Origin of the sequence: Cellulomonas sp. APG4, assembly GCF_009996735.1 — a bacterium.
In the GTDB taxonomy this organism is placed as follows: Bacteria; Actinomycetota; Actinomycetes; order Actinomycetales; family Cellulomonadaceae; genus Actinotalea.
This window is the reverse complement of record NZ_JAACYI010000011.1, coordinates 101,275-120,236: the sequence shown is the minus strand read 5'-3', so window position 1 is coordinate 120,236 and position 18,962 is coordinate 101,275. Positions and strand designations below refer to the sequence as shown.

The following is an 18,962-nucleotide window of genomic DNA, read 5'->3' as shown; positions in this document are numbered from 1 at the left end:
TACCGGCCGCACCGTCACGCCGTCGGCCCGGCCGAGGGCTTCCCTTCCCCTGCCCTGGAGACAGCCATGGACGCACCTGTGATCGAGGTCGAGAACCTCCGCAAGACGTACGGCGCCACGACGGCGGTCGCCGACGTGAGCCTGACCGTGGCACGCGGCGAGGTGCTCGGCGTCCTCGGGCCCAACGGCGCGGGCAAGACGACGACCGTCGAGTGCCTCGCGGGTCTGCGCGCCCCCGACGCCGGCCGGGTGAGCGTGCTCGGGCTCGACCCGCAGCGCGAGACCGCACAGCTGCGCGAGGCGCTCGGCATGCAGCTCCAGGAGAGCGAGCTGCCCGGACGGATGCGGGTCGACGAGGCGATGGCCCTCTACGCGTCGTTCTACGACTCCCCGGCGGACGCTGACGAGCTCCTGACCGACCTGGGCCTGGCGGACAAGCGGAGCACGCAGTTCCGGCGCCTCTCGGGAGGGCAGAAGCAGCGCCTCTCGGTGGCGCTCGCGCTCGTGGGGAACCCGCAGGTCGCCGTGCTCGACGAGCTCACCACGGGCCTCGACCCGCAGGCTCGCCGCGACACCTGGTCCGTGATCGAGCGGATCCGGGACCGCGGCGTGACGATCGTCCTCGTCACGCACTTCCTCGAGGAGGCCGAACGCCTGTGCGACCGGGTGGTCGTGATCGACCGGGGCCGCGTGGTCGCCGAGGGCACGCCCGCCGCCCTCGCCGGGAGCGGCGGCCAGACCCTGCGCTTCCGCACGTCCGTTCCGCTGCCCGACGGCGTGCTGCGGGTGGTGCCAGGTGTTGACGAGGTGCGCAGCGACGGCCTCGCCCACGTGGTGCGCACGCGCGGCGACCACGCGGTCGACGCCGTCCTCGCCCTCACGCACGCGGGCGTCAGGCCCGAACAGCTCGAGATCAGCCACGGGTCGCTCGAGGACGCGTTCGTCCGCCTGGTGACCGCGACCGAGGAGGACCGATGACCACGACGACCACGTCCCGCGTGCGGACCGGCGCCCGCACGCCGACCCGCCGCCACCCGCTCGGGCGGATGGTCCGCACCGAGGCGCTGCTGCTCCTGCGCGACGGCGGCACGGCCTTCTTCACGATCTTCTTCCCGGCCGTGCTTCTCGTCGGTCTCGGCCTGCTGATGCCGTGGGCCGACGAGCCGTTCGGGGAAGGCCCCGAGCTGTCGGCGATCACCGCGATCACGGGCTATGCGCCGATCGTGCTCGCGCTCGCGGTGGGCACCGCCGCGCTGTCGACGATGCCGACGACGATCGGCGGGTACCGCGAGAAGGGCGTCCTGCGACGGCTGTCGACCACGCCGATGCCTCCGTCGCGCATCCTGCTCGCGCAGATCCTCGTCGCCCTCGGCGGCCTCTCGGTCGCGTCGGTGCTGGCGGTGACCGCGGGCGTCGTCGTGCTCGACATCTCGTTGCCCACGCAGCCGGGGGTGGTCCTTGCAGCCTTCCTGCTGGGCGCCGGGGCGGCGCTCGCGCTCGGCTGCCTCATCGCCTCGCGAGCGGCGACCGCGGGGGCGGCGACGGCGATGGGCATGATCGCGTGGACCGCGTCGATGTTCTTCGCCGGCGTGTGGATGCCCCTGCCGCTCATGCCCGAGGTGGTGCGCACCATCTCGGCCTACACACCCATCGGTGCCGCGTCGCAGGCGATGGCCCAGGGCTGGTACGGGACCGGCGTCCCGGCGCACGAGCTCGTCGTCATGGCGGTGTGGACGGGCGTCGCGGTGCCTCTCGCCGCGCGCCTGTTCCGCTGGAGCTGACCGACGGCTCAGCCGCGGACGAACCGTGTGGTCGCGGTGCCCCGCGCGTGGTCGGCCACGTAGGCGAGCGTGTCGGCGAGGCGTTGCGCCGAGCTCTCGACCAGGTCCGACGGGAGCGCGTCGGTCGCGAACCAGCCCATCTCGAGCGACTCGTCGTCGGCGACGTGCGCCTCCCCGGCGAGCGGGCGGCACCAGAAGCACAGGTCGAGGTACTGCGCCCGGTCACCATTCGGGTACTGCACCGGCTCACCCGTGTGCACCGAGGTCAGGGCGACCACCTCGACGTGCACGCCGCTCTCCTCGAGGACCTCGCGGGCGAGGCCGACGGCGGGCTGCTCGCCCGGGTCGAGGATCCCGCTCAGCACGGCCCAGCGACCGTTGTCGGCGCGTCGTCCGAGCAGCACGCGGCCGCCCTCGTCGAGCACTACTCCCGAGACCCCCGGGAGCCACAGGAGGTCCGTGCCGACGTGCTCGCGGAGCCGGGACACGAACGGGGGGATCGGCATGCCGCGAGCCTAGTGTCGGCCCCGTGCGGTGCGCGCCCGACGCGACCGGGCCGCGGCGTGGCCGCGCTCCGTCACGAGGTCCCGCCGGGGGACGGCGAAGGCCCTGGTCGACGTGTCCGTCGACCAGGGCCTTCAGCTCACGGTCGGGGTGACAGGATTTGAACCTGCGACCTCTTCGTCCCGAACGAAGCGCGCTACCAAGCTGCGCCACACCCCGTGGGCCTGGCAAGGATAGCCCAGCGGGCGGGTACGGACGAAACGCGTACCCGCGGTCGGTCCTCGTCCCGTCGCGCGGGTGCGGGCGCGACAGGCGCGGGCTGGCAGGAGGTACGAGTCAGCGCGGGACGAGCGTGAGCAGCGTGGCCTCGGGCCGGCACGCGAACCGGACGGGGGCGTAGGGCGAGGTGCCGAGCCCCGCGGAGACGTGCAGCCACGTCGACTCCTCACCATCGCGCTCGTCGGGCCGCGCGCCGGGCCAGCCGTGCAGCCCCTTGGCGCGTCCCGGATCGAGGTCGCAGTTCGTCACCAGCGCACCCCAGAGCGGGACGCACAGCTGGCCCCCGTGGGTGTGCCCGGCCAGGACCAGGTCGCTCCCGTCGGCGTGCATCCGGTCGAGCACGCGCCGGTAGGGGGCGTGGGTGACACCGAGCCGCAGCTCGTCGGTGCGCGCATGCGCGGGCTCGCCCGGGAACCGGTCGCGGTCCAGGTGAGGGTCGTCCACCCCGACCAGCGCGATGCGGCGGCCGTCGACCGTCAGCACGTCGCGTCGGTTCGTCAGGTCCTTCCAGCCGGCCGCACGCAGCACGGCGGCGAGCTCACCTGCCGGCAGCCGTGGGTGGTGCACAGCCTGGGGACGCCGCGCGTCGGGCAGCAGGTAGCGCGCGGGGTTCTTCGGCACGGGCGCGAAGTAGTCGTTCGAGCCCATCACGAAGGCGCCGGGTCGCTCCATGAGCGGCTCGAGGGCGTGCAGCAGCGGCGGCAGGGCGTCCACGTGCGCCATGTTGTCGCCCGTGTCGACCACCAGATCGGGCTCGAGCTCGGCGAGCGAGCGCACCCACGCGATCTTGTCGTCCTGGTCCGGCGTCAGGTGCAGGTCCGACAGGTGCAGCACGCGCAGCGGCCGGGCGTCTGCGGGCAGCACGGGCACCTCGACGCGTCGCAACGCGTACGACCGCGCCTCCGCGAGCGCCCAGGTCAGCCCCAGGGCACCGACGGCCGCGATGCCGATGAGCCCGCGGGTGACCGCGGGACCGACCCCCACGCGCTAGTCCCCGCCCCCGCCGCGACCGGGTCGATCGTCCGCGTCGTCCTGCTTCGGCTCAGGGCCGCGGGACTCGACGAGCTGGATCGCGCTGCCCGCGTTGACGCGGGAGCCCGGGCCCGGGTTGGTCGACGCGACCGCGCCCTTGCGGACGTCGGACCACGCGGAGCCACCCCGCGTCACCTGGAAGCCTGCCTCGCGCAGGATCGCCTCGGCGTCACCGAACGACCGTCCCACCACGTTCGGCACGCTCACCCGATCGCCGTAGAGCATCTTCCGGTCGGCGTCCGGGAAGCGCTCGACCGGGGCGCCCTCGAGAGCGGCGGTCATGAACCGGTCCCACGCGGGCGCGGCGAGGACGCTGCCGTAGACGATGCGGTGGTAGCGACCGTTCACGGTGATGCGCTGCATCGGCACGTTGCGGTCCGGGTTGCCCGTCCAGACCGCGCTCACGAGCTGGGGCGTGTACCCGACGAACCAGGTCTGCCAGTTCTCGTTCGTCGTGCCGGTCTTGCCGGCCGACGGGCGCCCGGACAGCTGCGCGTCACGGCCGGAGCCCTCGGTCATCACCTTGGTGAGGGCGTAGGTGACCGTGTTCGCGACGCGCTCGTCGAGGGCCGAGCGGCAGTTCGCCTGCGGCACGGGCAGCTCGGTCCCGCTCGGGTCCGTGACCCGGGTGATGGCGATCGGCTCGCAGTACGTCCCGCCGGAGGCGAACGTGGCGTAGGCCGACGCCATGATCAGCGGTGAGGTCTCGTTCGACCCCAGCACCATGGACGGGACCACCGCCATGTCCCGACCGTCGGCGCGCTCGAAGCCGATGGTCTTCGCCGTCTCGGCAGCCTTGCAGAGGTCGAGCTGGTGGAGCATCGAGACGTAGGCGGTGTTGACCGAGTTCGCGGTGGCGCGCAGCACGGACATCGAGCCCGAGCCGCCACCGTCGAAGTTCACGGGACGCCACGGCGCGCCGAAGGGTCCCGCGCCGCACGACGCCGTCCAGCTGTCGCCCTTGTACTCCTTGCGCTCGGCGCTCACGATCGTGTTGAGGCTCTTGCCCTGCCGCAGCCACTCGGCGAGCACGAAGGGCTTGAACGTCGAACCCACCTGGAAGCCGTTGGAGCCCCCGTACGCCTTGCCCGTGCTGTAGTTCACGGCGGTCTCGCCCGGCTCGGGGTCGGGATGCGGGTTGAAGGTCCGGTTCTGAGCCATCGCGACGATGTGGCCGGTGCCGGGCTCCACGGCGACCAGGGCGTTGGCGAGACCGGACTCGTCGTCCTGCGGCACGACGTCGCGCAGCGCCTTGTCTGCGGCGGCCTGCTTGGCGAGGTCGATGGTCGTGTAGATGTCGAGGCCGCCACGGTAGAGCAGCGTGCGCCGCTCCTCGCGGTCCGCACCGAACTCCTCGGAGTTCATGATCACGTCGGTCACGTAGTCGCAGAAGTAGGCGGCCCCACCGGCGCCGGCACATCCCGGGTCGATCGTCGAGACCCTCAGGGTCTCCTCGATCGGGATCGCGATCCCGGCCTGGTAGTTCTCCTCGCTCACCAGGCCCTGGTCCCGCATCAGGGTCGCGACGGTGTTGCGCCGCGTCTCCGCGACCTCGGGGTTGCTCACCGGGTCGTGCTCGTTGGGCTTCTGAGTGATCCCGGCGATCGTCGCCGCCTGGAGCCAGTTGAGGTCCTTCGCGGACTTCGAGAAGTAGTGCTGCGCGGCTGCCTCGACGCCGTAGACCGACGGGCCGAACTGCGCGATGTTGAGGTACCCCTCAAGGATCTCCTCCTTGGTGAGGCGCTTCTCGAGGGCGATGGCCATCTTCGCCTCGGAGAGCTTGCGCGCGTACCCGGCCGTGCCCTCGGACTCGGTCGCGGCGGCGACGGCCGCGAGGTCACCCTCGGAGTGCGCGGCCTCGATGAGCACGTTCTTGACGTACTGCTGGGTGAGGGTCGAGCCGCCCTCGGTCTCGTCGCTCGTCGCGTTGCGCACGAGCGCGCGTGCCATGCCCGCGAGGTCCACGCCGCCGTGCTCGAAGAAGCGCTTGTCCTCGGTCGCGACCACGGCGTCCTGCATCTCCTGCGAGATGTCCGCGAGGGGGACGACGATCCGGTTCTCCCAGAAGAACGTCGCGAGCAGCGCGCCGTCGGCGGCCCAGACGCGTGACTGCTGCGAGAGGGGCTGGGGCTCGAGCTCGGACGGCAGGTCGTCGAAGAGCCGCACCGACGTGTCGGTGACCGCGCTCGTGGTCGCCACGGCGGGCATCACGAGGCCGGCGGTGAGCACGCCGCCCAGGGCGGAGACGAGGACGAACGCGACGAGCAGGGCCAGCGCCTGGAACGCGTTGACCTTGCGCCCGGTGCGTGCGGGTGCGGAGGCAGGGGACACCATGCTGCCCAGCGTACGTGAGCCCCCCGTCGCGACCCCGCGCGCGACGTGAACGGGTTGTGGAGGTCCCGACAGCCGTCGACGTGCCACCGGCCCGACGATGATCACCTACCCGAACGGCCCATGTCCGCCCTGCTCGGCCCGGCCTACCGTGGGAGAGGGTGGAGGGGAGGTGCCCCGTGACCGGGGACCAGCACTGGACCGCGTACGGCGCGTGCCGCGACGCGTCCCCGGACGCCCTGTTCGTCGAGGGCGCCGCGCAGCGCAGCGCGCGCGGTCTGTGCGCCGCGTGCCCCGTGCGCCTCGAGTGCCTGATCGATGCGCTCGACCACCGCGTCCTCTTCGGGGTCTGGGGCGGGATGACCGAGCGCGAGCGTCGCGCGCTCCTGCGCAGCAGGCCCGACGTCGTGTCGTGGCGCGAGGTGCTCGAGGCCGAGCCGGGGCTGGTCCCCGAGCCGCTGCCGTACGCGCGTCGGCGCTAGGCTCGCGGCATGGCGACCACGTGGGAGTACGCAACCATTCCGCTGATCATCCACAACACCAAGGGGATCCTCGACCAGTGGGGGGCCGACGGCTGGGAGCTCGTCCAGGTGGTTCCGGGCCCCGACGGCAACGGGCTCGTCGCCTACCTGAAGCGTCCCACCGGGGAGGCGTGAGGTGGGCGTCACGCACCGGCTCGGTGAGCTCGGCCTGACCCTGCCCCCGGTGGCCGCGCCCGTGGCGGCGTACGTACCTGCCGTGCGCGTGGGGAACCAGGTGTGGACGTCGGGTCAGCTGCCCATGGTCGACGGCGCGCTGCCGACGACCGGGAAGGTCGGCGAGGGCGACGGGCTCGTCACGCCGGCGCGCGCGACCGAGCTCGCGCGGACGGCGACCCTCAACGCCCTCGCCGCGATCGCCGAGCAGGCGGGCGGCCTCGAGCGCATCCGGCGCGTGATCAAGGTGGTGGGCTTCGTCGCGAGCGACCCCGCGTTCACGGGGCAGCCCGGGGTGGTCAACGGGGCGAGCGAGCTGCTGGGCCAGCTGTTCGGCGAGGCCGGGGTGCACGCCCGGAGCGCCGTGGGTGTCGCGGTGCTCCCGCTCGACGCACCCGTGGAGATCGAGCTGGTCGTCGAGCTGCGCTGACCGTCCGGTCTCAGCGCGCGCGGCGCTCGAGACGTTCGACGTCCAGCAGCACCACGGCGCGACCCTCACGACGCACCCAGCCGCGACCCGCGAAGTCGGCGAGCGCCTTGTTCACGGTCTCACGTGAGGCGCCGACGAGCTGGGCGAGCTCCTCCTGCGTGAGGTCGTGCGCGACCCGCAGGCCGTCGGCCGTCGGCTCGCCGAAGCGGCGCGACAGGTCCAGCAGGGCCTTGGCCACGCGACCGGGCACGTCGGAGAAGACCAGGTCCGCGAGCGCCTCGTTGGTGCGGCGCAGCCGCCGAGCGAGGGCCTCGAGCAGGTGCTTGGCGACCGCGGGGTGCTCCTCGAGCCACGCGATCAGCTCGTCGTGACCGAGCTCGTAGAGGACGGCGTCCGAGACGGCGCTCGCGGTCGCGGTACGCGGTCCCGGGTCGAACAGCGAGAGCTCGCCGAACATCTCGGCCGGGCCGAGAACTGCGAGGAGGTTCTCGCGGCCGTCGTTCGAGCGGCGCCCGAGCTTCATCTTGCCCGAGCCGATCACGTAGAGACGGTCGCCCGGCTCACCTTCGGAGAAGATCGCCTGCCCGCGGGCGAGGGTGACCGGAGTCATCGTCGCGAACAGGGCATGGGCCGCCGTCTCGTCGATCGACGCGAACAGCGGCGCCGAGAGGACCACGTCGTCGTCCACGCATCCCGTCCTTCGTCGTACGGGGGCGCCACGGAGCGGGCGCCCGTCCCCATCCTGCCGCAAGAGCGCGGGGTCAGCGACCGGCGTCGGTCCCCGTGAGCGCCGGCGGCGGGGTGCTGACGGCCGCCCGGGGGTCGTTCTCGGTGCTCGCGCGTCGCGGGTCGCCGGCGTGCAGCGCGAGGTCCTGCACGACGTGCGTGGTCGAGGTCTCGAGCGCGTCGTCGAGCGCGCGGCCGTACGCGGCCAGCGAGCGGTCGAGATCGCGCAGGCGGGTCATGAGCTCGACCTGGTCGCCGGCCGCACCGACGCTCACGGCCGCGGCGAGCGCGGCGCCGTCGGGCAGGTCGTGGTGGGCGTCGGGGAGCGTCTCCCAGTCCACGGAGCCGAGGGGCTCGGGGGGCGCGAAGGTGCCGACGGCGAGGTCGAGGCGGGCGCGGAGCAGGCGACGCCAGTGCTGGAGCTGGGCCTTCTCGGCGCGCAGCGAGCGGCGGTCGGACCGCGCCGCCCGGCTCCGGCTCAGGGGCTCGGACAGGTCGGTCAGCATGACGCCTCCGTTCTCCCCTCCGTGCGGGCCGCCTGGTGCGGCCGACACCCGGTGATCGACGCCGGACGGGCCGCCCTTGAGCGCTCGGGCGCGAGGTTCACCCCATCGGGCCTACGGTGGGCGGCATGGTCGAGACCGTGCTCGCACGCACCCGTCGCGCACGCCGGATCGACCGCCTGCTGGGTGAGCGCTATCCCGACGCGGGCTGCGAGCTGGACTTCCGCACGCCCTTCGAGCTGCTGGTCGCGACGGTGCTCTCGGCGCAGACGACGGACGTGCGGGTCAACCAGGTGACGCCCGAGCTGTTCTCGCGCTGGCCGGGCCCCGTCGAGCTCGCCGGAGCCGAACGCGTCGCCCTCGAGGACGTCGTGCGGCCCACGGGCTTCTTCCGGGCGAAGGCGGCGTCGCTCCTCGCGCTCGCGCAGGCGCTCGTCGAGCGCTTCGACGCGCAGGTCCCGGCGCGGATGGCGGACCTCGTGACGCTTCCGGGTGTGGGCCGCAAGACGGCGAACGTCGTCCTGGGGAACGCCTTCGACGTGCCCGGCCTGCCGGTCGACACGCACGTGGGACGGGTCGCGCGGCGCCTCGGCCTCACGGTCGAGGAGGACCCGGTGCGGATCGAGACCGAGCTGTGCGCCCTGATCCCGAAGCGCGGCTGGACCATGTTCTCCCACCGCCTGATCATCCACGGGCGGCGCACGTGCCACGCCAGGCGACCGGCGTGCGGCGCGTGCCCCGTGGCGCGCCTGTGCCCGTCGTCGGGCATCGGCGAGACCGACCCGGAGGCCGCCGCACGGCTCGTCAGGCCTGGTCCGGTCCCTGCTCGGGGGCCTGCGGCGGGCTGAGCCGCGAGGGCGTCGCAGGCAGCCCGTCGAGCCAGTCCCGCAGCAGGTCGTTGACGCGCTCGGGAGCCTCCTCGGCGAGGTAGTGCCCGGCCCCCTCGACGACCTCGAACCGGTGCGGGGCGCCCACGGGCGTACGCGCCGCCCCGAGCGGGAGGCACCGGTCGCGTGAGCCGTGCAGCTGGAGCACCGGCACCTCGACGGGTACGCGCAGCGCGGCGAGCCAGCGCCGGCCGTCGACCCGCGGTGTCGACCGCACGAGCCAGCGCAGCGCCTCGGCCTGGCTGTGCGCGGCGAACGGCACCTGGGCCGCGACGCGGTACTGCTCGGCGACCTCGGGAGGCGGCCACCCGGGTGCCGCCCACTCGCGGAGCACGCGCGTCGTCAGGTCGCCGCGTGTCATGCGGCGCTCGGGGAACCAGGGGAGCTGGACGAAGGCCAGCCGGCGCAGGGCCGAGCCGCGCAGCGTGGTGCGCGCGAGCGCAGCGGTGTGGAGCCGCAGCGGGTGCGGTGCCGCGAGCGCGGCGACGGCCCGTGTGACCCGTGGCGCGAGCGCGGGCATCGACCACGCGACCGCCCCGCCGATGCCGTGACCCACGACGACGGCGTCCTGCGCACCGAGCGAGCGGATGACCCCTGCGACGTCCCGGGCGAGGGTCGGCACGTCGTAGCCGCGCGGCGGCTTGTCCGAGGCGCCCGTGCCGCGCAGGTCCATGGCCGCGACGTGGTAGCCGGCCGCCGCGAGTGCGGGCAGCTGGGCCCGCCACGCCCACCAGTGCTGGGGGAAGCCGTGGAGCAGCACGACGAGGGGGTTCGCGGCACCCTCGGTCGCCGCCCCCGCCTCCGCGACGTGGAAGCGAGCCCCGTTGGCGGCGACGAACCGGTGCCGCCACGGGCCGTCGAGCAGGACGGCGGACTGATCGGTCACCCCGCGAACCTACCGCCGACCGGTCAGGCCCCGGGCTCGGTCACCGCAGCCGCGCGACGTCGGTGGTGGGCCCCGCGCCAGCGGAGCATGCCCGCGCCCACCGCCGCGGCCAGCACGGACGCGACGAGGATGCCCGCGCGCACGTGGTCGTCACGGTCGGTGCCCGTGCCGAAGGCGAGCTCGCCGATCAGCAGCGACACGGTGAAGCCGATGCCGGCGACGAAGCCCACCGCGACGACGTCGGCCCACCGCACGCCCGCACTCAAGGGGGTCCGGGTGACCTTCGACACGATCCACGTCACCACGGTGATGCCGAGCGGCTTGCCCAGCACGAGGCCGAGCACCACGCCCTGGGCGACGGGGTCACCCGCCGCGGCCGCGAGCGACTCCGGGTCGAGCGCGACACCCGCGGCGAAGAGCGCGAACACGGGGACCGCGAGACCGGCCGAGACGGGGCGCCACAGGTGCTCGAAGTGCGACGCGAGGCTCTCGTGCTCACCCGCGCGGCCGATGGCCGGCACCGTGAGGCCCAGGAGCACCCCGGCGATGGTCGCGTGCACGCCCGACGCGTGCATGAGCGCCCACGCGACCACACCCAGCGGGATGAGCAGGAACGGCGAGGTCCAGCGCCGCCGGACGGCGAGGCCGAACACGGCCACCGCGACGAGCGAGGCGGCGAGCCAGCCGAGGTCGATGCTGTCGCTGTAGAACACCGCGATGACCACGATCGCGAGCAGGTCGTCCACCACGGCGAGCGTGAGCAGGAACGCGCGCAGCGCGTTGGGCAGCCCTCGGCCGAACACCGCGAGCACGGTCACCGCGAACGCGATGTCGGTGGCGGTCGGCACGGCCCAGCCGCCCAGGTCGCCGTCGGCGCCCTGGTTGAGCAGCACGTAGAACAGCGCCGGGACGGCCATGCCGCCGACGGCGGCGAAGATCGGGAGCATCGCGGTGGTCGGGCGCCGCAGCTCACCGACGACGATCTCGCGCTTGAGCTCGAGCCCGACGACGAAGAAGAAGATGGCCAGCAGCCCGTCGGTGGCCCAGTGGGCGAGCGTCAGGTCCAGGTGCAGACCCTCGGGCCCGACGACGATCTCGCGCATCGCGCTGTACGACTCGCGCACGGGTGAGTTCGCCCACACGAGCGCGACGACGGTGCCGAGCAGCAGCAGCAGGCCGCCCGTGGTCTCGCCGCGCAGCGTGTCGAGGAAGTTCGACTCGCCGCCCGCGGTGAGCCGGCTGAACAGGCCGGGGCGCGAGGGCGCCTCGGGCGGGGGGCGGTGGTCCGCCGGGGGCGTCCCGGTGGGCTCGTCGGACGTGCGGGGCTCGTGGGACACGGGCGGCTCCTTCGGGGCAGGGGCAGGCGAGCTGCCGACCAGGCTTCCCGGCACACCGGGGACCAGGGTACGGGTGCGAGCGGTGTGCGACGAGGCGACCGGTCAGGCGGTCTCGTCGTCCCTGCTCTCGCCCGGGGTGGGGCGGCCGGCGTCGACCGTCCCGAGCAGCACCTCGTCCTCGACCGTCCCGCGCCGGTCCCGCGGCGGGTCGAACCGGTACCCGACGTTGCGGACGGTCCCGATGAGCTGCTCGTGCTCGGGGCCGAGCTTCGCGCGCAGGCGCCGCACGTGGACGTCCACGGTGCGCGTGCCGCCGAAGTAGTCGTAGCCCCAGACCTCCTGGAGCAGCTGGGCCCGCGTGAAGACCCGCCCGGGGTGCTGGGCGAGGTACTTGAGCAGCTCGAACTCCTTGTAGGTGAGGTCGAGGGGTCGCCCGCGCAGGCGGGCGGTGTAGCCGCCCGCGTCGATCGTGAGGTCGCCGCTCGAGATCTCCTCGACCGCGGCGGCGTCCTCCTCACCCGAGCGCTCCATGACGAGCCGCAGGCGGGCCTCGACCTCCGCGGGCGAGGCGTGCTCGAGCAGGATGTCGGCGGCACCCCACTCCGCGGTCACCACGGTGAGGCCGCCCTCGGTGAGGACGAGCACGAGCGGGACGGTCAGGCCGGTCGCGCGCAGCAGGCGGCAGGTCGAGCGCGCCGCCGCGAGGTCGCGACGCGCGTCGAGCAGCAGCACGTCGGACTCGGGGGCGTCGAGGAGCGCCGACGGCTCGACGGGGAGCACGCGCACCCGGTGCGCGAGCAGGCCGAGAGCCGGGAGCACCTGTGCGGAGCCTCCCGCGGTGGGGGTGAGCAGCAACAGGTCTGCCACGGGTCCGCCCTCCTGCCGACGTCGCCTCACGGTACCGCCGCGGGCGCCGTGCCCGTGGCAGCGCGCTGATCTGCGAGACTCCTCCCCGTGCCGACCCCTGCCCCGACCCGCCCGACGCGCGCCCCGGGAGCCCGCTGATGGACGTCTCGACCCGGGCCGTGATCACGGCGGCGCTCGCGACCCTCGTCGCGGCCGCCGCCTACTTCGGCGACCTCCCGCTCGTGGCCGCGGGGGTCGTGCTCACGCTGCTGCTCGCGGGCGGCTGGGCGGTGCTGCTGGGCCTGCCGAGCCCCCTCGGGTCCGCCGTCGTCATCGCGCTCGCAGGCGCGGGTGGGGTGCTCGCCGTCGCGGCGACGCGTGGGGACCCGCTGCTGCGCGACCTGCCGGTGGTGCTCGCGCTCGGCGTGCTGCTCGCGTTCGTCAACGAGCTCGCGCGGCAGGACGGGCGGCTGCGTCTGGTGGAGTCGGTGACCGGCACCGTGACGGGCGTGCTCGTCGCGACGGCCGCCGCGGGCTGGGTCGCCGCGGGCCGTGCCCCGGGGGGCAGCTCCCTCGTCGTGAGCGGTGCGGTCGCGCTCGCGATCGCAGCCGCGGTGTCCGCGGTGCCGCTGGGCGGCTGGTGGGGTGCCGGGGTCACGGCGGGCGCCGGCACCGCGGGCGGCGCCGTGGTCGCCGCCGTCATGCCGCGGCTCGACGTGCTGCCCGGGGCGGTGCTCGGTCTCGCGGCGGGGATCCTCGTCGCGGCCCTGCACGTGCTCTACGACAGCACCCCGGCGCGCACCAGACCCCTCGCGGCCCTCGCCGCGCTCACCCTGCCCGTCTCCGTGAGCGGGTTCGTCGTGTACGTGGTGGGTCGGGTGCTCGTCGGCTGAGCCCGCTCGGCCGGGAAGGCGTCGTGCCCGCTCAGTAGACGAGAGCCTGGGCGTCGGGCCGCAGCGACTCCTCGACGAAGACGCTCGCGCCCGCGATGCGCACGCCCGGCACCAGATCCGCCTCGGTGAGCCCGCGCCGCACCGCGCACTGCGTGCACACGGTGACGGTGCCCGCCGCGAGCACGGTCTCGAGCAGGTCCGGGAGCGGGGCCGCGTGCGCCAGCTCGAGCTCGGCCGCACGGCCGGGGACGGCGAGCCACGCGGCCTCTCCCGTCAGCCACAGGCTCACCTCGCTCCCCGCGACGACGGCGGTCGCGGCGACGGTGAAGGCCTGGTTGCACGCCTCGGGGCGGTCGAGCCCCGAGGTGGTCTTGACGACGAGCGGACGGGGTGCGGCGGGCGTCGGCATGGTCGCAGCCTAGGCACGTAGGATCGGCGCATGGCCGCGCTTGAGATCTTCTTCATCGGACTGCTCGTCGCGTCCGCCCTGACGATCGGGTGGTTCGCCGTCTACGTCGTCTACAAGCTCTTCAAGGGACAGCGGTAGCCGATGCCGTTCTCCCTGCCCGAGGGGCTCGCACCCGAGGTCTACCCGCTCGCCTGGCTCGTCGGCCGCTGGCAGGGCGAGGGGGTCGTCGTGTACCCGAACATCCCCGAGACCCGCGTCGTGGCGGACGTCGTGGTGGACCACGACGGCGGCCCCTACCTGCGCTGGCAGAGCACGCTGCGGCTGGCGCCCGCGGAGGACGCCGTCGCCGCGGGGGACGAGTCGCAGGACAACCCGGTGTGGGCGACCGAGTCGGGCTACTGGCGCGTGCCGCCCGAGCGTCCGGACGACCTGCCGGCCGACAGGCACCCGGTCGAGCTGCTGCTCGTCGACCCCGCGGGACACCTGACGCTCTACGCCGGCATGACCGGCAACGGCCGGATCGACCTCGTGAGCGACCTCGTGGCGCGCACGCCCGACGCTGCCGAGGTGAGCGCGGCGACCCGGCTGCTGGGCCTCGTGCGCGGCGAGCTCATGTGGACGTGGGACCTCGCGGCGTTCGGGGAGCCCCTCCAGTCCTACGCCTCCGCGCGCATGTCCCGGGTCGAGCAGTGACCAGCCCGCTGCTCGCGCGCCACGGCGCCGTCGCCGCGACCGGCCCCGACGAGGGGGTCGCGTGGCACTACGGCGACCCGACGGCCGAGCAGCGCGCCCTCGCGCGCGGCGCCGCCGTCGTCGACCAGTCCCACCTGGGCGTGGTGACCGTGACGGGGCCCGACCGGCTGACCTGGCTGCACTCGATCACCTCGCAGGACCTCGCCGGGCTCGCGCCGCGCACCTCGACCGAGACGCTCGTGCTGAGCCCGCACGGCCACGTCGAGCACGCGGCGGGCGTGGTCGACGACGGCTCGACCACCTGGCTCGTGACGGAGGGCCCCTCGGCCTCCCTGCTCGCGACCTGGCTCGACTCGATGCGCTTCATGATGCGCGTCGAGGTCGAGGACGTGAGCGACCGATGGGCCGCGCTCGGTGAGGCCGTCGCGGCCGAGGGCGCCGACGGCGAGCCCGTGACCTGGACCGACCCGTGGCCGCGCGTGCTCCCGGGCGGAACCCGCTACGGCCCGCCCGCCGAGGACCACCCGGGCACGGAGCGCGCCTGGCGGCTCGTGCTCGTGCCGCGTGACGATCTCGACGCGGCCGTGCGCGTGCGCGAGGACGCCGGGTGGCGCCTCGTCGGGACGTGGGCGAGCGAGGCCGCGCGGGTCGCCGCCTGGCGGCCGCGGGCGGCCACCGAGGTCGACCACCGCACCGTTCCGCACGAGCTCGACTGGCTGCGCACCGCCGTCCACCTGCACAAGGGCTGCTACCGCGGCCAGGAGACCATCGCCCGGGTGCACAACCTCGGGCGGCCCCCGCGCCGGCTCGTGATGCTCCACCTCGACGGCTCGGGTCACCTGCTGCCCGTCGCGGGTGCGGAGGTGACGCTCGCCGGGCGCACCGTCGGGGCCGTGACGAGCGTCGCGCGGCACCACGAGCTCGGCCCCGTCGCGCTCGCGGTCGTCAAGCGCAGCGCCGACGTCACGGCGGAGCTGCTCGTGGCCTGCGACGGCGGCGACGTCGCGGCGGCGCAGGAGGTCGTGGTGCCGGGCGAGGGGGTCTCGGTCGACCGCCCCGCCCCGCGCCCACCCGTGGCTCGCGGCCTCGCACCCGCGCGTCCGCCCGAGCGGTGAGCGCCGGGCGCCCGCGCGACGCCGCAGGCACGGCGACGGGCGCCGGACTCGCGGTGGGGCTCCTCGGGCTGCTCGGTGTGCTCGCCGTCGGGCTGGGCGTCCCGGGCGCCGCCCAGCGCGGGGCCCTGTGGCTCGCCGTCGTCGTCCCCGTGGTGCTGGCCGGCGCGCTCCTGCGCTCGTCGCGCACCTGGGTGGTGGTCGGGGCCGCGGCCCTGGTGCTCGTCGCGCTCGCGGTCCGTGCCGCCGACGGCGTCGCCGCTCGGTCCGTGACCGACGTCGTCGTCGGCCTCGTGGTGCTCGCCCTGCTCGGGTCGGTGCTCGCCGGACGGACGACGGCGGACGACGCGACGCGTCCCGTCCCCGGCACCGTCGGTCCGCGCGGGCTCGAGGACGCGGCGCGGCGCGCCCTCGCCACGCCGGACGAGCCCGCGGGGTCGCCGGACGGCGGGCCCGGGACCGGGCTCCTGGTGGCGGAGCTCGACCACGTCGCCGAGATCGTGGACCTGCACGGCCGCGATGCCGCCGAGGCCGCGCTCACGCACGTCGCCGGGGTGCTGCGCGCTGCCGTGCGCCCGGACGACACGGTCGCCCGCCTGGGCGGGGGCCAGCTCGCGGTGCTCATGCCGGGGGTCGGTCCCGAGGCGGTCGCGCTGCGGGGAGAGGCGTTGCGTCGGCGCGTCCGCGACAGCCCCGTGCCGGACGCCGAGGGGCCGCTCGCCGTGACGGTGACCTTCGGGGTCGCGCACACCGCGAGCGGGCACCGCGACCTCGACCGGTTGCAGGCGATCGCGCGCGAGCGGCTCGAGGCGGCGCGACGCCGCGGGCCCGGCCACGACCCGGCGTCGTAGGCTCACCCCGTGTTCCTCTTCAACGCCCAGGCGATCGTGTTCCTGCTGCTGTACCTGCTGGTGTTCGTGCTGTGCGTGGTCGCCCTGATCGACCTGCTGCGACGCCCGGCCCAGGCGTTCGTGAGCGCGGGCAAGCGCACCAAGGGCTTCTGGGGCGCGATCCTGGGCGTCGCGACCGCGGTGGCGTTCGTCGCCCTCCCTCCGTTCGACGCCCCGCTCGGCTTCCTCGTGCTGATCGCGGCCGTCGCGGCCTCGGTCTACCTCGTCGACGTGCGCCCCGCGGTCGCTCCCTACTCGGGCCGTGGGCGCCCCGGCCCGCGGGGCGGCGGCTGGTGAGCGCACCGGCCCTGCTCGCCGAGGTGGTGCGGGGCGACCTCGTCGAGTCGGAGCACCGCGGCCACCTGGTCGTGCTCGACGCCGGCGGAGGCGCGGTGCTCGAGGCGGGCTCCCCGGACGCAGTGGTGTGGCCGCGGTCCACGCTCAAGCCCGTGCAGGCGCTCGCGCTGCTGCGCGCGGGTCTCGAGATCGACGACGAGGGCCTCGCACTCGCGTGCGCGAGCCACTCGGGCACCGCGCAGCACCTCGAGGTCGTCCGGGGCGTGCTGGCGCGCGTCGGCCTCGACGAGACGCACCTGCGCAACACCCCCGACGCGCCGCTCGACGCCGAGGCGGCCCGCGCGTGGTGGCGTGCCGGTCGTGAGCCGAGCCCACTCGCTCAGAACTGCTCGGGCAAGCACGCGGCCATGCTCGCGACGTGCGTGGCCGCCGGGTGGGCGACCGACGGCTACCTCGACCCCGACCACCCGCTGCAGCAGGCCGTGCGGGCCACGGTCGCCGAGCTCACCGCGGTCCCGGTCGAGCACGTGACCGTCGACGGCTGCGGGGCACCCCTGCTGTCGAGCACCACGCGCGGCCTCGCGCGCGCGTTCGCACGGATCGCCGCGGCTCCGGCGGCGCGCCCGGGCTCGCCCGAGGCCCGCGTCGCACGGGCGATGACGACGCGGCCGGACCTCGTCGGCGGACCGGGGCGCGACGTGACCGAGCTCATGCGCGCCGTGCCGGGCCTGGTCGCCAAGGACGGGGCCGAGGGTGTCTACGCCGCAGGCCTTCCCGACGGCGGTGCGGTCGGGCTCAAGGTGGCCGACGGCGCGAGCCGTGCGCGGGCCCCGATCATGACGGCGGCGCTCGGACTCCTGCTCGGCGACGCGGCGGTGCGCGACCGGCTCGCGGACGTCGGCCACGTCCCGGTGCTCGGCCACGGCGTGCCCGTCGGCCACGTGCGCGCCGTGCTGGATGCGCCGCGCGGGCAGGTGGTGCCGGGAGTGCCGGACGCGCGGGGCGAGCAGCAGGGAGGCCGGGCATGAGGGCCGTGGTGCAGCGCGTCACGCGCGCCTCGGTGACCGTCGACGGCGCCGTCGTCGGGCAGGTCGACGGCGCGACCGCGGCCGGCCAGGGCCTGCTCGTGCTCCTCGGCGTCACGCACGACGACGGGCCCGACCAGGTCGCGACGATCGCGCGCAAGGTCGCCGAGCTCCGGGTGCTCGACGGCGAGCTCTCGGCCGTCGACGCGGGTGCGCCCGTGCTCGTCGTGAGCCAGTTCACCCTCTACGGGGACACGCGCAAGGGGCGTCGGCCGACGTGGAACGCCGCAGCGCCCCGGCCGGTCGCGGAGCCCCTGGTCGACGCCGTCGTCGCGGCGCTCCGCGAACGTGGGCTCACGGTCGCGACCGGGGAGTTCGGTGCGCACATGTCCGTCGAGCTGGTCAACGACGGCCCGGTCACGCTGCTGCTCGAGGCCTGAGCGGCGTCACCCGTCGAGGCGCGCGAGCTCCTCGGGTGTGAGCTGGAGCCCGGCGGCCTGCACCGAGTCCTGGATGCTCTCGGGCCGGCTCGCGCCCGGGATCGGGATCACGACGTCGGCCTTGGCGAGCTCCCATGCGAGGCACACCTGCTGCGGGCTGACGCCGCGCTCGGCCGCGACCTCGGCGAACGCCGCGTGCCGGCCGCCCAGGTCGCCGGCCTTCGCGATCCCGCCGAGCGGGCTCCACGGCAGGAAGGCGAGGCCCAGCTCGGCGCACAGCTCGAGCTCGGGCTCGCTGCTGCGGAACGCCGGCGAGAACTGGTTCTGCACCGAGACGAGGCGTCCGCCGAGCACGTCCTGCGCGAGGCGGATCTGCTCAGGGTTCGCGTTCGAGATGCCGGCCATGAGGATCTTGCCCTCGTCGAGGAGGTCGCGGATCGCGCCCACCGACTCCTCGTACGGGACCTCGGGATCGGGCCGGTGGAACTGGTAGAGGCCGATCGCCTCGACGTCGAGCCGCTGGAGCGAGGCCTCGCAGGCCTTCTTCAGGTACGCGGCGTCGCCCTGCTTGGTCCAGGTGCCGTCACCCGGGCGACGGTGACCGCCCTTGGTCGCGACGAGCACGTCGTCGGGCCCCTTGCCCGCGAGGCGCAGCGCCTTGGCGATCAGGATCTCGTTGTGGCCCACGTCCGTGGGGTCGCGGTGGTAGCTGTCGGCGGTGTCGATCAGCGTCACGCCGGCGTCCAGCGCGGCGTGGATCGTCTGCAGCGAGCGGGCCTCGTCGGGCCGCCCCTCGATCGACATGGGCATGCCGCCCAGCCCGATGGCCGAGACCGTGCGTCCCCCGATGGTGCGCTGCTGCATGACTGCTCCCTTCGCAACGATTCGACACCGAGCCTCCTCCTGCGCGCCGCGCGCGGCAAGCCGAGCGCGGCAAGCCGAGCGCGTGGGGTCGCGGGCACGTCC

Annotated in this window: 23 protein-coding genes and 1 tRNA gene; 13 read left to right on the top strand and 11 right to left on the bottom strand. The window is 74.7% G+C overall.

Features of this window, described 5'->3' with window-relative positions:
• Window positions 1-66: 66 nt before the first annotated feature.
• The gene (locus tag GXB85_RS10115) at window positions 67-978 is read left to right on the top strand and encodes an ABC transporter ATP-binding protein (RefSeq protein WP_161917521.1); all 912 of its coding nucleotides are present in this window, start codon (window positions 67-69) and stop codon (window positions 976-978) included.
• The gene (locus tag GXB85_RS10110; RefSeq protein WP_161917520.1) at window positions 975-1,781 is read left to right on the top strand and encodes an ABC transporter permease; all 807 of its coding nucleotides are present in this window, start codon (window positions 975-977) and stop codon (window positions 1,779-1,781) included. The genes GXB85_RS10115 and GXB85_RS10110 overlap by 4 nt, the downstream gene beginning before the upstream one ends.
• Window positions 1,782-1,789: 8 nt before the next feature.
• Here GXB85_RS10110 and GXB85_RS10105 read toward each other — a convergent pair whose 3' ends face one another.
• The 4 genes from GXB85_RS10105 to GXB85_RS10090 form a co-directional block, all read right to left on the bottom strand.
• Complete coding sequence (locus GXB85_RS10105) at window positions 1,790-2,287, bottom strand: NUDIX domain-containing protein (protein ID WP_161917519.1); 498 nt, start codon at window positions 2,285-2,287, stop codon at window positions 1,790-1,792.
• 143 nt (window positions 2,288-2,430) lie between these two features.
• A tRNA-Pro gene (locus GXB85_RS10100) sits at window positions 2,431-2,504 on the bottom strand.
• A gap of 117 nt (window positions 2,505-2,621) precedes the next feature.
• Window positions 2,622-3,548 (bottom strand): metallophosphoesterase, encoded by a 927-nt coding sequence (locus GXB85_RS10095; RefSeq protein WP_161917518.1) that lies wholly within the window; start codon window positions 3,546-3,548, stop codon window positions 2,622-2,624.
• Window positions 3,549-3,551: 3 nt separating this feature from the next.
• The gene (locus GXB85_RS10090) at window positions 3,552-5,930 is read right to left on the bottom strand and encodes a transglycosylase domain-containing protein (RefSeq protein ID WP_161917517.1); all 2,379 of its coding nucleotides are present in this window, start codon (window positions 5,928-5,930) and stop codon (window positions 3,552-3,554) included.
• A gap of 176 nt (window positions 5,931-6,106) precedes the next feature.
• Here GXB85_RS10090 and GXB85_RS10085 point away from each other — a divergent pair, with 176 nt between their 5' ends.
• From GXB85_RS10085 to GXB85_RS10080, 3 genes are read left to right on the top strand one after another with little or no spacing between them, the layout of a single operon-like run.
• Window positions 6,107-6,409 carry a WhiB family transcriptional regulator gene (locus GXB85_RS10085; RefSeq protein WP_161917516.1) on the top strand — a complete coding sequence of 101 codons (303 nt, stop codon included), beginning with the start codon at window positions 6,107-6,109 and terminating at the stop codon, window positions 6,407-6,409.
• A gap of 9 nt (window positions 6,410-6,418) precedes the next feature.
• A complete protein-coding gene (locus tag GXB85_RS17830; protein WP_202627798.1) occupies window positions 6,419-6,583 on the top strand; it encodes a hypothetical protein in 165 nt (54 codons plus the stop codon).
• Between the two features lies 1 nt (window position 6,584).
• On the top strand, window positions 6,585-7,052 hold the full coding sequence (locus GXB85_RS10080; RefSeq protein ID WP_161917515.1) for a RidA family protein: 468 nt from the start codon (window positions 6,585-6,587) through the stop codon (window positions 7,050-7,052).
• Window positions 7,053-7,062: 10 nt separating this feature from the next.
• Here GXB85_RS10080 and GXB85_RS10075 read toward each other — a convergent pair whose 3' ends face one another.
• Window positions 7,063-7,740 carry a Crp/Fnr family transcriptional regulator gene (locus GXB85_RS10075; protein WP_161917514.1) on the bottom strand — a complete coding sequence of 226 codons (678 nt, stop codon included), beginning with the start codon at window positions 7,738-7,740 and terminating at the stop codon, window positions 7,063-7,065.
• A 73-nt stretch (window positions 7,741-7,813) separates the two neighbouring features.
• On the bottom strand, window positions 7,814-8,284 hold the full coding sequence (locus GXB85_RS10070; RefSeq protein ID WP_161917513.1) for a hypothetical protein: 471 nt from the start codon (window positions 8,282-8,284) through the stop codon (window positions 7,814-7,816).
• A gap of 125 nt (window positions 8,285-8,409) precedes the next feature.
• On the opposite strand from GXB85_RS10070, the gene nth reads away from it, so the two are divergent.
• A complete protein-coding gene (nth, locus tag GXB85_RS10065; RefSeq protein WP_161917512.1) occupies window positions 8,410-9,129 on the top strand; it encodes an endonuclease III in 720 nt (239 codons plus the stop codon).
• Here nth and GXB85_RS10060 read toward each other — a convergent pair.
• The 3 genes from GXB85_RS10060 to GXB85_RS10050 all read right to left on the bottom strand — a co-directional run bounded on the left by GXB85_RS10060 (window position 9,086) and on the right by GXB85_RS10050 (window position 12,258).
• Complete coding sequence (locus GXB85_RS10060; RefSeq protein ID WP_161917511.1) at window positions 9,086-10,054, bottom strand: alpha/beta fold hydrolase; 969 nt, start codon at window positions 10,052-10,054, stop codon at window positions 9,086-9,088. The genes nth and GXB85_RS10060 overlap by 44 nt on opposite strands.
• Before the next feature lie 23 nt (window positions 10,055-10,077).
• Complete coding sequence (nhaA, locus tag GXB85_RS10055; RefSeq protein ID WP_370524138.1) at window positions 10,078-11,391, bottom strand: Na+/H+ antiporter NhaA; 1,314 nt, start codon at window positions 11,389-11,391, stop codon at window positions 10,078-10,080.
• 102 nt (window positions 11,392-11,493) lie between these two features.
• Entirely contained in the window at window positions 11,494-12,258 is a 765-nt protein-coding gene (locus GXB85_RS10050; RefSeq protein ID WP_161917510.1) for a response regulator transcription factor, read from the bottom strand.
• A gap of 137 nt (window positions 12,259-12,395) precedes the next feature.
• Between GXB85_RS10050 and GXB85_RS10045 the strand changes: the two genes are divergently transcribed.
• The gene (locus GXB85_RS10045; protein ID WP_161917509.1) at window positions 12,396-13,130 is read left to right on the top strand and encodes a hypothetical protein; all 735 of its coding nucleotides are present in this window, start codon (window positions 12,396-12,398) and stop codon (window positions 13,128-13,130) included.
• A gap of 31 nt (window positions 13,131-13,161) precedes the next feature.
• Here the strand turns inward: GXB85_RS10045 and GXB85_RS10040 are convergent, their stop codons facing one another.
• Window positions 13,162-13,539, bottom strand: a complete 378-nt coding sequence (locus GXB85_RS10040; protein ID WP_161917508.1) for a DsrE family protein — start codon at window positions 13,537-13,539, stop codon at window positions 13,162-13,164.
• A gap of 141 nt (window positions 13,540-13,680) precedes the next feature.
• Between GXB85_RS10040 and GXB85_RS10035 the strand changes: the two genes are divergently transcribed.
• The 6 genes from GXB85_RS10035 to dtd are packed head-to-tail and all read left to right on the top strand — an operon-like array spanning window position 13,681 to window position 17,996.
• Window positions 13,681-14,232: an FABP family protein gene (locus GXB85_RS10035; protein WP_161917507.1), complete on the top strand. Its 552-nt coding sequence runs from the start codon at window positions 13,681-13,683 to the stop codon at window positions 14,230-14,232.
• Window positions 14,229-15,347, top strand: a complete 1,119-nt coding sequence (locus GXB85_RS10030) for a glycine cleavage T C-terminal barrel domain-containing protein (RefSeq protein ID WP_161917506.1) — start codon at window positions 14,229-14,231, stop codon at window positions 15,345-15,347. The genes GXB85_RS10035 and GXB85_RS10030 overlap by 4 nt, the downstream gene beginning before the upstream one ends.
• The gene (locus tag GXB85_RS18845) at window positions 15,344-16,195 is read left to right on the top strand and encodes a GGDEF domain-containing protein (RefSeq protein ID WP_161917505.1); all 852 of its coding nucleotides are present in this window, start codon (window positions 15,344-15,346) and stop codon (window positions 16,193-16,195) included. The genes GXB85_RS10030 and GXB85_RS18845 overlap by 4 nt, the downstream gene beginning before the upstream one ends.
• Window positions 16,196-16,204: 9 nt before the next feature.
• Entirely contained in the window at window positions 16,205-16,531 is a 327-nt protein-coding gene (locus tag GXB85_RS10020) for a DUF2516 family protein (protein ID WP_161917504.1), read from the top strand.
• Window positions 16,528-17,559, top strand: a complete 1,032-nt coding sequence (locus GXB85_RS10015) for an asparaginase (protein ID WP_370524137.1) — start codon at window positions 16,528-16,530, stop codon at window positions 17,557-17,559. The genes GXB85_RS10020 and GXB85_RS10015 overlap by 4 nt, the downstream gene beginning before the upstream one ends.
• The gene (dtd, locus tag GXB85_RS10010; RefSeq protein WP_161917503.1) at window positions 17,556-17,996 is read left to right on the top strand and encodes a D-aminoacyl-tRNA deacylase; all 441 of its coding nucleotides are present in this window, start codon (window positions 17,556-17,558) and stop codon (window positions 17,994-17,996) included. The genes GXB85_RS10015 and dtd overlap by 4 nt, the downstream gene beginning before the upstream one ends.
• Window positions 17,997-18,002: 6 nt before the next feature.
• Here dtd and GXB85_RS10005 read toward each other — a convergent pair whose 3' ends face one another.
• Window positions 18,003-18,860, bottom strand: coding sequence for an aldo/keto reductase (locus tag GXB85_RS10005; protein WP_161917502.1), 858 nt, complete (start codon window positions 18,858-18,860; stop codon window positions 18,003-18,005).
• Between the last annotated feature and the right edge of the window lie 102 nt (window positions 18,861-18,962).